Annotated in this window: 11 protein-coding genes; 2 read left to right on the top strand and 9 right to left on the bottom strand. The window is 65.5% G+C overall.

Annotation, left to right across the window (positions count from 1 at the left end; translation table 11 throughout):
- Positions 1 to 6 precede the first annotated feature (6 nt).
- From GV044_RS11540 to GV044_RS11505, 8 genes are all read right to left on the bottom strand, one after another.
- Positions 7 to 294, bottom strand: coding sequence for a hypothetical protein (locus tag GV044_RS11540; protein ID WP_159869667.1), 288 nt, complete (start codon positions 292 to 294; stop codon positions 7 to 9).
- Positions 295 to 427: 133 nt separating this feature from the next.
- Positions 428 to 1006 carry a peptidase S14 gene (locus tag GV044_RS11535; protein ID WP_159869664.1) on the bottom strand — a complete coding sequence of 193 codons (579 nt, stop codon included), beginning with the start codon at positions 1004 to 1006 and terminating at the stop codon, positions 428 to 430.
- Between the two features lie 560 nt (positions 1007 to 1566).
- The gene (locus GV044_RS11530; RefSeq protein WP_159869661.1) at positions 1567 to 1836 is read right to left on the bottom strand and encodes a GlsB/YeaQ/YmgE family stress response membrane protein; all 270 of its coding nucleotides are present in this window, start codon (positions 1834 to 1836) and stop codon (positions 1567 to 1569) included.
- Between the two features lie 98 nt (positions 1837 to 1934).
- Entirely contained in the window at positions 1935 to 2984 is a 1050-nt protein-coding gene (locus GV044_RS11525; protein WP_159869658.1) for a spore coat protein U domain-containing protein, read from the bottom strand.
- The gene (locus tag GV044_RS11520) at positions 2981 to 8002 is read right to left on the bottom strand and encodes a hypothetical protein (protein ID WP_236554882.1); all 5022 of its coding nucleotides are present in this window, start codon (positions 8000 to 8002) and stop codon (positions 2981 to 2983) included. Before GV044_RS11520 ends, GV044_RS11525 begins: the two co-directional genes overlap by 4 nt.
- A gap of 64 nt (positions 8003 to 8066) precedes the next feature.
- Complete coding sequence (locus GV044_RS11515) at positions 8067 to 9143, bottom strand: DUF11 domain-containing protein (RefSeq protein ID WP_159869655.1); 1077 nt, start codon at positions 9141 to 9143, stop codon at positions 8067 to 8069.
- A 66-nt stretch (positions 9144 to 9209) separates the two neighbouring features.
- Entirely contained in the window at positions 9210 to 9692 is a 483-nt protein-coding gene (locus GV044_RS11510) for a hypothetical protein (protein WP_159869652.1), read from the bottom strand.
- A complete protein-coding gene (locus GV044_RS11505; protein ID WP_159869649.1) occupies positions 9689 to 10663 on the bottom strand; it encodes a DUF11 domain-containing protein in 975 nt (324 codons plus the stop codon). The genes GV044_RS11510 and GV044_RS11505 overlap by 4 nt, the downstream gene beginning before the upstream one ends.
- A 355-nt stretch (positions 10664 to 11018) precedes the next feature.
- On the opposite strand from GV044_RS11505, the gene GV044_RS11500 reads away from it, so the two are divergent.
- Positions 11019 to 12377: a DUF6683 family protein gene (locus GV044_RS11500; protein WP_159869646.1), complete on the top strand. Its 1359-nt coding sequence runs from the start codon at positions 11019 to 11021 to the stop codon at positions 12375 to 12377.
- 52 nt (positions 12378 to 12429) lie between these two features.
- Positions 12430 to 12984, top strand: coding sequence for a nuclear transport factor 2 family protein (locus GV044_RS11495; protein ID WP_159869643.1), 555 nt, complete (start codon positions 12430 to 12432; stop codon positions 12982 to 12984).
- Positions 12985 to 13014: 30 nt separating this feature from the next.
- Here the strand turns inward: GV044_RS11495 and GV044_RS11490 are convergent, their stop codons facing one another.
- Positions 13015 to 13608, bottom strand: a complete 594-nt coding sequence (locus GV044_RS11490; RefSeq protein ID WP_236554881.1) for a TetR/AcrR family transcriptional regulator — start codon at positions 13606 to 13608, stop codon at positions 13015 to 13017.
- Positions 13609 to 13728: the final 120 nt, after the last annotated feature.

The following is a 13728-nucleotide window of genomic DNA, read 5'->3' as shown; positions in this document are numbered from 1 at the left end:
GGCTCGTCAGCCGGCCGCAAGAGACGGAGTGGCAACCCTCTCGGATGCGCTCGAACGAGCATGACGTCTCGTCCTCCGATCCCGGCTCGGCGCTACGATCGAGACGACCGATGCGCTCGGGGCCGCCTGCCCCATCTTCTCCAGCAGGCGCCGCTCTGCAAGTTCGCGATGGCGAGCCAGAGCCATGCAGATCGGCCCGGTATCGCCGTGCGTGTGCCAAAAGCCCGAAACGTCCGCCAGAAGCACGCGCAGTTCCTCGGCAGCGTCCCGATCGGCGTCTGTGACGGCGTGCATACTCTCCAGCTCCTTCAGGTCTTTGCCGGTACAACTTAGCTGCCGCCCGATGGTTCCTGATCACCAAAGCTTAATCGGCTGATTACCTTGGGGAATTAATCCATATCAGCGAGACGCAGGTCGCCCCTACGGCTTAGATGATGCCCGCGATCAGGCCACGTTCCAGAGCCTCGCGAGCTTCCACGTACCAGTTGGAAGGAGCCTTCTGCAGCACTTCATCCATGGCGACTTGCGAACCCCGGATGAGGTTTTCGAACCCCTCGTTCTGGATCGCGATGGACTCGTTGATCTCGTTGAGCGTCGCTTGCAGACTGGCGATGCAGGTGGTCAGCGGCCCTTCGACGTGCACTTGGGAGTTCATCTTGCGCTCGTGGATCATCACCCGGGTGCCCCGCGTCAGGTAGCGGTTCTCACGCGTGAAGAAGCTCATGAAGGTGGTGCCGGCGGAGTAGACTGCCGCCTTGCCCAGGAACACGAAGCGGCGCTCGGGCGTGACCTCGCTGTGGAAGCGTACGTCTTCGCCCATGATGCGCGCAACCTCGGGATCTCCGCCCAGTGTCGTAAGCTCCACCACGATCAATCCGGAAGTCGGCGCGTTGGCGAGCTGCTGGCGGAAGTTGCCGTACATCTGGTAGTCGACCGTTCCCGAAAGCAGGATGGCAGGATTGAGGAAGTTCACGGGTTCCAGCGTGTTGCTGGTCGGGGTTGCCATCGGTCGTTTCCTTGTATTTCGTGTGGCACTTGGGTGCCTTGCGGTTGCGAGAATGCGCGGACAACCACCGCGTTCCGCACGAAGGTGCGGCGCTTAAAGTGGATCAACACGATTGTGCCATCGATTGCGCGCAATTGGCAGAGTTGCTGCAGGTGGCGGTCAGAGCGCGGCGACCCACTCGGCACGCCAACAAATCGTGACGAAAACCAATAGCTTGGACCTTGAAACCGGCTGGCACACCCCCACATTCCGGTCATCGTTCAACAACTGAAAGGAGGTGGTCTGATGTCTCATTGTCAAATGCCGCACGCAGCGGATCATGTGAGTTCGGCCTCCGTCCCGGGGGCACGGCTCGACTGAGCTGCTGCGTCAAGCAGGACAATGGAAGGGCCGCCTTGCAAGAGGCGGCCCTTTGCATTTCCGGCTCGCGACGGCCTTCGGCTGATGCGCCTAAGGCCATACAAGCAAGAAGGCGTGCCACCGTGAGGTGACACGCCCATCAGGTACAGCGGCTTTGCGCGGGAGGCGGGAGAACCCTCCCCCACGCGAAGCCTCTGGAGTTACCGCACCGAACGGCGGGTAAACAGGTTGACGATCGCGAGCAGGATCACGGCGCCGAGCAGCGAAACCAGCAGCGAGCTGAGGCTGAAGTCGCCAGCCATGATGTTGCCGCCGCCGATCAGCGGGTTAAGCAGGAAACCGGCGAGCACTGCACCGACAATCCCGACGACGATGTTCAGAAAAATGCCCTGTTGAGCGTCACGGCGCATGATGATGCTGGCGAGCCAGCCGATGATGCCGCCGACGATGATTGCGATGATGAGTGTCACAGATATTCTCCCTAGACTTGGTGTAGGAGAAACTGCTCAGCAGTCCGCAGGTTCCAAGAAGTAAATCGAAGCGACATTCTCGGGCTCGTCAGCGGCGCTCACTTCGTCTTCAGGGAGACCGACAAGCTGAAGCGAGAGCCCGCCGCCATCGCTCCTCGCGGTCGCACGCGGACGTTGGTGATCGCTGCCTGCGAGACGGTGTCGCCGACCACTGGCACATAAGTCCAGCTCACCCCGCGATCGGACGAAAAATCCACGTCATCGGTGGTGCTGCCCGGAGCCGTGTAGGTCAGCGCCAGAGACGAAGCCGGTGTGCCGTCAGTGAAGATCAGGAAGGCGCCAGAGCCGGTGCCGTCACCATCCAGCGCCATGCTGGTGCCCGCAGGCACCGCCAGGTTCAGCCCCAGCGTGTTGTTGTCGACGGGCACGAGATCGGGGTTGGTCACGCTGACGATCATGCGCCGCTTGCCTCCGGGCAGAGCCTTGGGGTTGCTCGTCCCGTTCACCGGGTCCCAAGTGGTGCCGGTGGAGGTGGTTAGCAGCACCGACTTCGCTCCTACCGTCAAGGTCACGTCTATGACCGACGTCACGTTCGCGCCTTGGTCCGGAGTTCCCACGCAGACGATCAGGGCATTCACCCCGGGGCACAAGTACCAATTCCAGGTGATCGTGATCCTGTCCGTGTAGACGCCCTGCGCAGGCAGCGTGCCACCCGCCGGCTTGACGTAGATCGGCATGTCCGCGTTGCTGCCGCCGAGCAGGCCGAGCACGTTCAAGAGATTGTTCTGCATGTAGTCGATGGTGCCGTTCTGCGTGAACTGCGTGGTGCCGGCCGGGTCGGCCGATGCTGTGTAGGCAATCGCATTGGTGCCGTTCATCAGCTTCATGCCGTTCTTGCTCTGGAACTTGGCCCTTATGTAGTTGATGCCGAGTAAGACCACGGCGCTCGTCGGGCAGTTGAGTCCGGCGCGGCTGAACTGCGATGGGATCGCGCCCTGCTTGACCGATTGTGCCGAGAACGTGCCGAAGTCCGTCGAAATTGACGGCGTCGTCGTGCACGCCTGCGCCGCACCTGCTCCCAGGGCAAGCAGGATGGCCACGAAGAGCGCCACGAGACGCGACAGGCGTGCGCGGAATGACCGGCTCATCTCGCTGCTCCCATCACCTGCCGCGCCGCCGCGCTGAGCGAAAGCTGGTCGAACTTCATCCGCATTGTCACGAAAGGTCCCTGCCGGGTGTAGCGCGCCCCGGCGAAATCGCGATCGTGGAAACCCCGTATGTTGTAGCCCGCGCTCATCCAGATGCCGTTGCCGGGCGAGAAGCCGAGCGAGGGCCCCACGCTGTAGCTGGTGGCGTGGCTCGACCAGCTATGCTGCCGGCTCGCCTGCAGGCCGAAGTCAAACTGCGGTCCCAAATCCTTGCGCAAGTCGAACCCGATCACGTCGATGAAGCCGGTGTAGCGATCGTCGCCGAAGCGGCCGATGACGTACTTGGCGCCATGATAGAGGCTCGCCTCCCAGCCATGGCCGTCACCCTCGACACCGGTGCGGTAGTTGATCGCCAGGTTGTTGACGATCCGCGTCGAGATCTGCCCGTCGCCGATCACGTTGGCGCTGCCCAGCAGGTTGCTGAACTGGACATCGGCATCGGCACGCTCGCGGCGCAGTTCCAGCCGCTCCAGCACCGACCAGCGGCTGTCGAGCGGTCGCAAAGCCAGGGCGATGTCGGCCGAGATGAAGGCTGCGACGCCGCCGTCGCGCTCCTTGACTTCGTAGGCGCGCAGGCCGGCGGCAAGGGTCTTGCCCTCGCCCAGTGTGCGCAAGGCGCTGCTGGTCACGCCCCAGCGGTTCGAGCGCGAGCCGTGGCGATACTCGGCACGGCCGTTCCAGGTCCAGGTGTCCTGGCGGTAGGTCGCACCCAGCGTGAAGGCCTGGTGGTCGCCGTTGCCGCTATCGCGGTCGAGCGTGCCACCGGTCGCACGCGGGTGCAGCGGGTCGATCACGTCGTCGGGCGCGACGGTGCCGCTGACGGTGGTTGTGGCGTCCAATGTGGCATCCACCGTCCAGCGCTTGCCGAGCGGGATCGACTGGTCGAGACCGTACTGCGCGAACGTGCGCGCGCCGTTCTCGCCGATGGCCTCCTGCGCCACGGTGCCCAGCAGCTTGCCGCCGGCCCAGGGTGCGACGTCGACGCCGACGCGGGTCTGGTGCGCCTTCACGTCGCTTGCGGCGATCTCATGCTCGGCGATCAGGCGGAAGCCTTGCTTGACCTGGTAGGCGAGGCCGAGCTTGTGACGGACCGGGAAGTCGATGCTCTCGTCCTTGCCGCCGACCGCCAGCTGCGTCTCGCCGAAGATCTCCAACGCCTGGCCGAACGGGCGCTGGCTGCCGCCGAGGGTCAGCAGGCGAGAGTCGCGCTTGCGCCCGCTGAGGCCCGTGTCGGAAGCGAGCTGTGCACCGGCATAGAGCGTGCCGGTCAGTGCACGATATTCGACCCGCGCATCGGCGGCAATGCGGCGGCCTTCGTCGTCGAGGTTGACCTGGTGCCAGGCGGAGCCGGCGAAGGACAGCCGATCGGTCAGGCGCACCTTGCCATCCATGCCGATCTTGCGAGTGCCTGCCTCCACGCCGTTCTGCTGGCCGAGGCCGAAGCCGCTGTCCTGCTGGCGCACATAGGCGCTGGCATCGACGGTGCGGCTCTGGTGCAGCACCTCGGCCTCGAAGGCGCGATCCTGCGTGAAGCCGCGGCGGCCACCCGTAGCGGCCTCGGCGTGCAGCTCGGTGCCTTGGCCCAGCTTGGCCTTGAGGTCGGTGCCGGCGACGGTCGCAGCCGGCGTGCTCTCGTCACGCAGGACGCTGGCGCCCACTTCCACGCGGTTGTGCGCGAAGCGAGCCGCGGCGCGAGCGCCCATGACCTTGGTCTTGGAGCGGCCTTGCGCGGTCTCGTACTCGGCGACGATGAAAATTGGGTTCAGGTCCGCGTTGCGGCTCAGCACGGGCTCGCGGAAGCGCAAGGTCCCGGCGTCCGGATCGATGTCGTAGTCGATGTGCCGGGTCAGCTCCTGCGTCGCCACGATCTTCTCGGAGCGATAGCGGTCGCGGGTTTCGAGGCGAACCTTGTCGCTGTTGGGCACGATGCCCTCGCCGCTGAGGCGATACGGGCCGGACAGTCCGTTGCCCTGGATCTCGTCACGGCCGTACAGCTGGCTGTTCTCTGCGGCGAAGCCGGTGAAGGTGACGCGGTTGCCGTGATACTCGGCGCGCACGCCGTTCAAGGTGCGGTTGTACCGTGTCAGGTTCGTCTCGGTCATGCCGGTCTCGAAGTCGCCGAACAGAGCGCGGAACTCCTTGCGCTCCAGCCGCAGGTAAAGCTTGCGGGTGGTCGCCGCGTCGAAGATCTGGCGCGAGCCGTCACCATAGACAGTGTAGTAGCGATCGGGATCGATGGTGCCGAGCAGACCGCGATCGGGATCGTACTTGCGGTCGCTATCGTAGGCGAGGGTCAGCAGCCAGCTGCCCTTGATCCGCCCCTTGGCATAGAACTTCAGCTCGCCATCGGTAACGACATCGTGCCTGCCCTTGCCGCTCAGCGCCGACGAGTGCGTGCGCAGCGTGTTGTACCCCAGAGTGCCCTTGCCGAAGCCAACCACGGTCCAGCCCTGCGCCGCAGCCGTCAGCCAAGAGGTGATCGGGACCTCCTTGGTCTTGCCGCTCTCGTCCAGCAGCGCCGTCAGCTTCACGGCGCCGGCCTGCATCGTTGGCTCGAGCGCGAGGAATGCCAGACCATCGTCGCCGACGACGCGGGCGACGGCCGGCGCGCCTTCCAGCCCGGCGAGCTGACGCCGCGCCTGCACGTCGCTCTCGATCGCGGTGACGTAAGGCTGATCGACCCGAAACCCAATCGCAGTGCCTGCACGCACTGGCTTGCCGTCGCGATCGGTCACGCGCACGGCAATCAGGGGGCGGGACAAACCATCGGCGACCAGGCGCGAGTGCTCGGCGACATACTCGGCGCGCACCGGCTCGGTTGCGAAATGGACGGACCGGGTCAGCGTGGTGGCAAGAGCGCCGTCGGCTTCGAGCACGCGCGCTTCGAGCAGGTTGTCGCGCTGGCTGAGGGGCACGCCGGTCCAGACCGACACCGCGGCACCGCGCGCCTCGTCGCTGGTGATGCCATCGAAGTTGATCGGATCGACCGCCTGCCCATTCACCCGCAACGCAACGCGCTGGCCGGGCTTGTGCTTGACGACCACACGCAGCGCCGGTGCGCGCGGATTGTGGTCCATGGCCGGGAAGAGCCAGTCGATGCCGGGCCTCGCGTCCTTCAGCCACTCGCGGTTGCTGCCCGCAGCATCGGCGTCGGTGGCGACGGCGATCGGCCTTGCGGAGGTCTCTGCAGCGGCCTTCCCGGTGCGACGCAGCTGGAAGTCCACGCGCGGCAAACTGCCGCCGCTCGCCTCGACGAAGCGGGAGATCGCGCTGCCCGCCTGGCGCGTGTCGCGGTCGCAGGCCACGGGCTGATGCGTCGCTGCGATGCTCTGCCGATCGAGCTGGACGACGTGGGTGCCGGCCTTCACGCCTTCGAAGTGGTAGAGGCCATCGCGGTCGGTGACGGTCAGGGTGCCGTCCTCCAGCATGATGCGCACGCCGGGCACGCCTTTGCGGCCTTGCAGTGGATCGGCGCAGTCGCCCTCCGTCACGCGGCCGATCAGCGTCATGGCGTCGCTGAACAGCAGTGGCTTGATGCGGACCGATGCGATCGCCTCGTTGCTGGTCGCGCGCCCCGAAGTCGCCTGCGCGCGGTTGATCGCCTCGCCCTGCGACGCACCTGGGGCGACTTCGACGACGTAGCGGATGTCGAGAGCGGCAGCGCCGGTTAGCGCGCGCGCCTTGAAGGTCAGCGTCTTGCCGTCGCCAGACACCTGCGGCTCGTCGGCTCCGCGCGTGCTGCCCCGCCGATAGCGCAGCCCGGCCGGCAGGCTGTCGCCGATTGTCGAAGGGGCAAGCGTACGCTTCGTATCGCGATTGGTCAGGCGGAGGCGGTACTCGACCATGTCACCGGGCGAAGCGGTTCGAGCCGAGGCCGTCTTCTCCAGCAGGAGTTCGCCGCTGACATCGGGATCGACGGGGATATCGACGCTGAGCGGCTCGGGCGAGTTCAGCACGAACCTGCGGCTGAACGAGGCATCTCTGATGTGGTACCGCCCATTCGGCCCGCTGTACCCCGCCAACTGCGCCGGGCTCGCCGTCGACGGACCGCGATACCCGACGGGAGGAGTGACAATGAGGCGATACGTGCCCGGGTTCATCAGTGGGAAGCGGAACTGACCGCGCTTGAGCTGGTACTCGAACCCGCTCGCATCCTTGATCCGCGCCCCCACGACCAGGCTCGACGGATAGGCGCTGACGCCATCGTCGCCCAGCACCGGCGCCGGGGCACCGGTCGCGTCGTCGACGACGCTGACCGTGGCGCCTTCGACGACTGTGCCGGTGGTGGAATCAAAGACAAAGCCGAGCGGATCGATCATCATCGAGTCTTCAGAGCCGTAGCTGAAATCGTCTTCGGTGAACTTCAGGGTGAACCTGCTCGCCTGGTCGACGTGGATATTGCAGGGGTTGTTGATGGCCTCGGCGCGATTGGCCGCCTCGCCTGAAGGCAGAGCCCCGGCAAAGACGCCGGTGTCCGGACCTGTTTCAGTGAGCACGATCTGGATCGTCTCGACGGCGCTCGCTGTGATCCATGCGGTCTCGCGCACGTTTGGATCGTGGTTGCCGCCTTCGTTGTCGAGGACGATCATGAAAGGATCGCTGATGTCGAGCGATGCCAGTTCGGCTTGGTCGTTCAGTTCATCCTCGCTCACGTCGCTCGGAGTGAACTGCACAGGCGGGCCGGCCCGGCAATCGGCCGGATCGTCCGGCTTGAAGGTGTAGTTGCCAATGCGCCGGAAGCTGAGCTTGGTCGGACGTTTCTGTCGCGTGGCGGCCGCCTGCACGTCCAGGATCGTCGTGTTGGATGCGATAGTCTGCAGGGCGCCGCTGCCTGCGATCCTGTACTGAAAACGCGCCGTGTTCTCGACGCGCGTCTGTGCTGCCGCGGGCGCGACGATCCCGCTCGTCAAACCCATGAGGGCTGCGGCAAGGCACAGAATGCGGCGGAGATGGAGCACGACTTCTCCTTGCTCCAGCGAGCGCCCTGCCCGCCGGAGTTTGGTATTCAGCGCTGTCGAGAGGTCAGTTGACGGTGACGCGGAACGCCGCGGTGAGCGAGGTTCCCACCAGAAGTGTCGGGATGGTGCCACGTACCACGGTGCCGTCGAAAGAACCGCCATAGAGGTCGGTCTCATCCGCACCCGTGGTATCGTCGTCCTCGGTGGTGCCGTTCAGCACGCACTGGCCGCCCGAACCGACGCCGCCCACGCTGAGCGAGTTAGGCACGTAGGTGGTGCCTGCGGGCAATTGGTCAGTCAGGTTGACCCCAGTCGCGATGCCCGGACCGGCATTGCTGACGGTGAGGCAGTACTCCAGCACCGCGCCCGGAATGGCGCGCGGATTGACGAGCAGGTTCACCGGATCGGAGAGAACGCGCGCCGTCTTCGTCATGGACACGGCCGCCGTGCCAATCTTGTAGGCGTTGAACGCACGGCCGATACCGTCGCGCGCCAGGTCGAAGGTGCCGCTCGCATCGGCGAACACGATGTCCATGGTCGAAGGCGAGTCCGCCTGCAGCAGCGAGGTTGCCACCAGCGTCGCACCTTCCGTACCGACCGAACCGCCGGCCGCAGCCTGCGCCGAGAGCGAGACGATCGCGATGTCCTCACCCGGCACGTTGGGAATGTTACCGACCAGGAACACGGTCACCGAGGTTTCCGGATGGAGCTCGTCGATGTAGGTCGCCGTGTCGATGCCCGCTTCATACGTACCGTTGCCGTTGACGTCGACGAAGACGCGCAGGTTCGACACGTCGAAGTTGTCCGCACCCAGGATCGGGATCGAGAGGTTCTGCTGGTCGGGCGAAAGATGGAAGTCCTGCGTGGCGTTGGTGAGGTTGGTCACCTGGAACGCGGTCACCTGATCGCTGGTGCCGATCGCGGTCTGCGTGATCACGCCGCCGGTGACCGTCAGGTTAACCTTCTTGTCGACGACGAAGGTGGCGACGTTCGAGTCCACGCTCGTCGTCGTACCGCCTACCGAGTAGCTGACGCTGGCCTGGTTGGGGATGCTGGTGCCAGCCTCAGTGCCTGCAGCTTGCGCGCTGCTGGCCCAAGCAAAGAGTGTCACGCTGCCACATAGCAGCGCGGATTTGATCATCGTGTTGCGCATTTTGAATAAATCCAGTGCGATTGTGGTGGTTATGCTGCGTTGTTGTTGATGCCGTTACTTGACCGATGCCTCGTAGGAGTACTGACCTGCTCCTCCGGCCGGCACCGCTCCCTTGGCGTTCCACCGAACCGCGCGGACCTGATCGGGCCGGGCTGGCTGTCCTGCGGTGCTGAGCGCCGAGAGCGGTGCGAAGTGAGTGCCGTCGATCGACACCTCGGGAGCGGGAGAACCCTCAGCTGGTCCGCGGTAGGACAAGTTGGGCGGAACCGGGTTGCTGACGACCATGCCGCTGACGGGCTGGCCCAGATTGTTCTTGTAGGCGATGCGGAAGACCACGCGGTCGCCGGGGACGACGCGCTTGGCGGGCACCAGCGCCACGCGCGTGGTGCCGTCGGCTGCGGCGCTCTTCTGCTGCACCAGCACGCTGTTGTTCAGCGTCACGCCGCTGGTCTTAGCCTGCACCGGGGCGATCACGGCGATGCTTGCAAGAGCAGCCAGCGCACTGCTCCCGATCGCGAAGTGGATGGACTTGATCATAGGATGGTCACCTGGAAGGTCACGACGCGGGTCGTGGGTTGGCTGATCTCGCCAAGGGCGATGTGAATGGCCTGGCCGTCGAAGAAGGCGGCGTCGGCATCGGCGACATCGCTGGCGGCGACGTCCTCGATCTGGATGGAGCCGGGCACGAAAGCCGTGCCGGCCGGAATGGGGTCGACGATCTCGGCGTCGGACAATGGCGCATCACCGCCGGCGGTGAGCGCCAGACGGTAGGTGATCACGGCTCCCGGCACGGGAGTGGCGCCGCCATCGGGCGCTCGTACCATCTGCGACTTGATGAGCTGCGCGGCAGGTCCTGCAGAGCCCAGCTGGTAGGCGATCGGCAGCGTCGCTTCGGCATGCGTGCGGCCCACCAGGGCGTCGCTGCCGCTGTCCCCAGCACCGGCAAAAAGCGTCCCGGGCACGCCGCTGCCGGTCACCGCGCGGGCGGTGATGGTGGCGCTGCCCGCACTTGTCGGCAGCTTGGCGAAGCGCAGCAGCAGCTTGAGCTGCGCACCGGGTGCCAGGATCGGAGTGGCTTGATCCGCGGAAAGGGTGATGTCGACGGCGGGGTCGTACGCCCCGTTTCCGTCGACATCTATTGCGACCGTCGGGGCAACTTCTTGGCGTGGCGCCGCTGCCTCCACATGGAAGGCTTCGTTGCCATTGCCGGTATTCGTCAGGACGAAAGGGATGCCGAACGTAGCCGGGTCCTGGCCTTCGATCGGAAGCGGTTCCAGCGCTGTGTTGAGCAGCGTCAGATCCAGAACCTCGGGCACCGTCGTCGATACTGTGTTCGAGGAGACCGAACCGCTCGCGCCGTCCATTTCGTAGGTGGCGCGTGCGGTGTTGACGACAGGCTCGCCCGCCGCGATTGCGGCGACGGCGCGTGCGGCAGGCAGGAGGGCCAGGACCGCAGCGATAGCGCTGGCCCAAGTCTTCCCACTGCCTTTGCAGATCGCCCCTATCACGTTACTCGCACCCCTGCTCGCGAGGTGCAGTTGGCGCCGAGACAGTTAACGATGCTTCAGAGTGCCCCAGCAAACTTCGATTTTTAGACTAAGGTCTAATAGGTTAGCTTCACTAAGGGATAGCACGTAAGGAACGGCGTCGCATTGCCTATGCTCTCGATCTCACCGTCGGATCCCAGTCGATCGAACTTTTCGCAGCGCCGCAACTGCACGCTTCGTGTCAGCTAATGCGCCGTGTGGGCTCGCCATTCGTGCTGCTCATCCCGCAGGCACGCACGACTTACCGCAGATCGGTTCGCTCGCAAGCCAGGTGCCATAATCTCCTGATCTCCGTTCGGGGAGAGGAGGCCCGCCGATGAACTTCCGTGATCCCGTTTGCGCGCTGGCGCTGCACGTGTTGCCAATAGCCGGCGCGCTCGCCTGGCCCGGCGCGACTCTGGCGCAGGCTCCCTCCCCCACCCACTTCACCCGCGATCCGGCATTGCTGGCCGCCAAGGAGCAGGAGCTGATCGCAGCGACCCGGGCGCAGAACCCGGCGATGGCGGACGCGCTGCAGAAAGCCTTTAGCCAGGACATAATCGCCCAGATCGCGCCGCAGTTGCGCACGGTCGGGCTCGATCCCGACGACGTGGCGGACATGACCACCGTCTACTGGGTCAATGCCTGGGAGGCCGCCAACGGCTTAGTTGGCCGTGAGCCCGACCGCGCTCTGGTTCAGGGCGCGCGGCGGCAGATCGCCGGTGTGCTCGCCAAGAACCCTGCCCTGGCCAAGATGACCGACGCGCAGAAGCAGGATATCGCCGACACCATGATCATCCAGGGCCTGCTGGTCGATGCCCGCATGCAGGCCGTCGCCAAGCAGCCGGCCGCACAGCGCAAGCAGATGAGCGACGCGATCGCGGGCGAGGCGCAGCAGATGCTCAAGACCGATCTGCGCGCGGTCACGCTCACCCCGCAAGGCTTCACACCCAAGACGCCGGCGAGCGCCGGCAATCGGCCGAGCGCCCGCACTGCGCCTGTGCCGGCCGGGGTGGCACCCCTCCATCCCGAGAACTGGAAGAACGTCGAAGGCGTCTACTTCCGCTCCGCGTTCACCTTCGGCGTTGGCGGGATGATGGTGCAGGAGTTCGAGCCACTCGTGCTGTTCCGTGACGGCACGTACTACGCGATCGACGAAGCGGCGCTCGAGGATGTCGACCTTGCCGCGGAGCACGCCGCCAAGCCGGGCCACTTCGGCAAGTGGCAGAAGACCGGCGCCCGCTACACGCTGGTCGACGATGACGACAAGGATGGCAGATCGGATCCGGTGGCACTCCAGGACGGCCAGTTCTTCAAGGCGTTCCCGGCGGAGGCGAGTGGCGGCAAGCTGGCGGCCACCTACTCACGCGTCTCCGGTGGCGGCAACACGGCACTGGGCGGCGACGTGATCGTCGGCGGGCGAACCGATCTGACCTTTTCCCCGGACGGCAGCTTCGGTCGCAAGGGCAGTGGCGGCGGCATGAACACCGGTGCGACGAGTGGCGTCGGCGTCAGCGTTCACGGCAGCAATGCCAGCGCCGGCCGCTACCAGATCAAGAACTACACCATCACGATGACGCAGCCGGACGGGCGGACCGAGCGCAAGTTCTTCGCGTTCGGCTCGCAGAAGACGCCTCCCGCGCTCGACGCGGACATGATGTTCCTCGGCGACCGGGTCTATGTGATCCTGGACTGACTTCCCAGCCGCGAAGAACTGGGGCACTCCGGCGCGCGAGAGGAGTGCTCCAATGAACAACGAGAGCGAGATCGCCCGCATCGCGGCGCAGGTTCAACGGCTGCAGGACCGGCAGGACATCCTGGACGTGATCGTCCGCGAATCGCGCGGGCGCGACCGCCACGATGCGGACCTGACGGCAAGCTGCTACTGGCCCGAAGGTGCGGACGAGCATGGCCCGGTGCCCTTCGCGGCGACCGAATACCCGGAAATCGCCAATCGCGGGCATGCGCACGCGTTCGCGATGAACCAGCACAACCTCGCCAACCACACGTGCGAGATCGACGGCGATACGGCTTACTGCGAGACGTACGTGATTGGCACCCTGCTGTCGCACGACGGACTGACCTGCACGATGGCAGCGGGCCGCTACATGGATCAGCTCGAGCGACGCGACGGCGAGTGGCGTATCCTGTGGCGCCGCTCGACGGTCGAGGCTGCGATCCAGGGAGATGCCTCCTGGCTGCATACGCCGCCGGTCAAGGGCTTCCTCAAGGGCACGCGCGATCGGGAGGACTTGTCCTACCACCGGCCCTACGAGATCGGTGGAGCAGGCGCACGCTGGTAAGCCGAGGCTAGCCCTCCTCTCGACCGGGGGCTAGCCTGGCTCAAGATCATCCATAAGCGCGAATATCACCGTGCGGACATCGTGATGTCCGGTGGTGATCCCGAGCGCACTCTCCCGCGTTATCGCCAAGGCAACGCTGGTCGCCAGAAGCGTCAGCCCTGCCGGCGAGACGCGGCTCTTCGTGCCCGAACGCTCCATGGCCTCGGCAATCGCCTCGACCTGAATGCTTCGCGAGGCGTCGATGAAGTGCACGACTTCGCGCCTTAGGTCGTCGATCCTATGCGCCAGCGCCATGAACTGCGACACCAGCCTGGCATCGGCGGTGTGGACGCACACGGCCCAGATTTCGCGCAAGGGCTGCGCTGACTCGCGCGCCGCGCTCAGGCGGGCCAACTCGCGCGCCGACATGCGGCGGAAGGTCTCGACGATCAGGTCGTCCATCGTGCGGAAGTAGTAGTAGACCAGCCGTTGCTTGACGCCGATCTGCTCGGCGATGCGCCGGGATGTCAGCGCGGCATGCCCCTCTTCGCGCAGGATCGTCTCGGCTCCATCAAGCATGGCGTGCCAGTTGTCGGACCCCACCGGCCCCATGCGCCTGCCGGCCACCTCCTGCTTCGTGTCCATGCGGCCCCGTTCATCAAACGCCCGCGCCCTATACCGGCGCCCACCGGCGTTCTGCCACGAACCCAGGCTGCTAACAACCTGACGACAGCCATGCAAACAGCATCCGCAGCGCGGAATTGA

The sequence above is a fragment of the Novosphingobium sp. 9U genome, assembly GCF_902506425.1.
Classification (GTDB): domain Bacteria; phylum Pseudomonadota; class Alphaproteobacteria; order Sphingomonadales; family Sphingomonadaceae; genus Novosphingobium.
This window is presented reverse-complemented; position numbering and strand designations above follow the sequence as displayed.

What these genes read in the sequence shown, in the direction of transcription:
- GV044_RS11515 (WP_159869655.1), bottom strand. Translation starts at nt 9,143, where the DNA reads ATGATCAAATCCGCGCTGCTATGTGGCAGCGTGACACTCTTTGCTTGG.
- GV044_RS11540 (WP_159869667.1), bottom strand. Translation starts at nt 294, where the DNA reads ATGCACGCCGTCACAGACGCCGATCGGGACGCTGCCGAGGAACTGCGC.
- GV044_RS11500 (WP_159869646.1), top strand. Translation starts at nt 11,019, where the DNA reads ATGAACTTCCGTGATCCCGTTTGCGCGCTGGCGCTGCACGTGTTGCCA.
- GV044_RS11525 (WP_159869658.1), bottom strand. Translation starts at nt 2,984, where the DNA reads ATGAGCCGGTCATTCCGCGCACGCCTGTCGCGTCTCGTGGCGCTCTTC.
- GV044_RS11535 (WP_159869664.1), bottom strand. Translation starts at nt 1,006, where the DNA reads ATGGCAACCCCGACCAGCAACACGCTGGAACCCGTGAACTTCCTCAAT.
- GV044_RS11510 (WP_159869652.1), bottom strand. Translation starts at nt 9,692, where the DNA reads ATGATCAAGTCCATCCACTTCGCGATCGGGAGCAGTGCGCTGGCTGCT.
- GV044_RS11490 (WP_236554881.1), bottom strand. Translation starts at nt 13,608, where the DNA reads ATGGACACGAAGCAGGAGGTGGCCGGCAGGCGCATGGGGCCGGTGGGG.
- GV044_RS11495 (WP_159869643.1), top strand. Translation starts at nt 12,430, where the DNA reads ATGAACAACGAGAGCGAGATCGCCCGCATCGCGGCGCAGGTTCAACGG.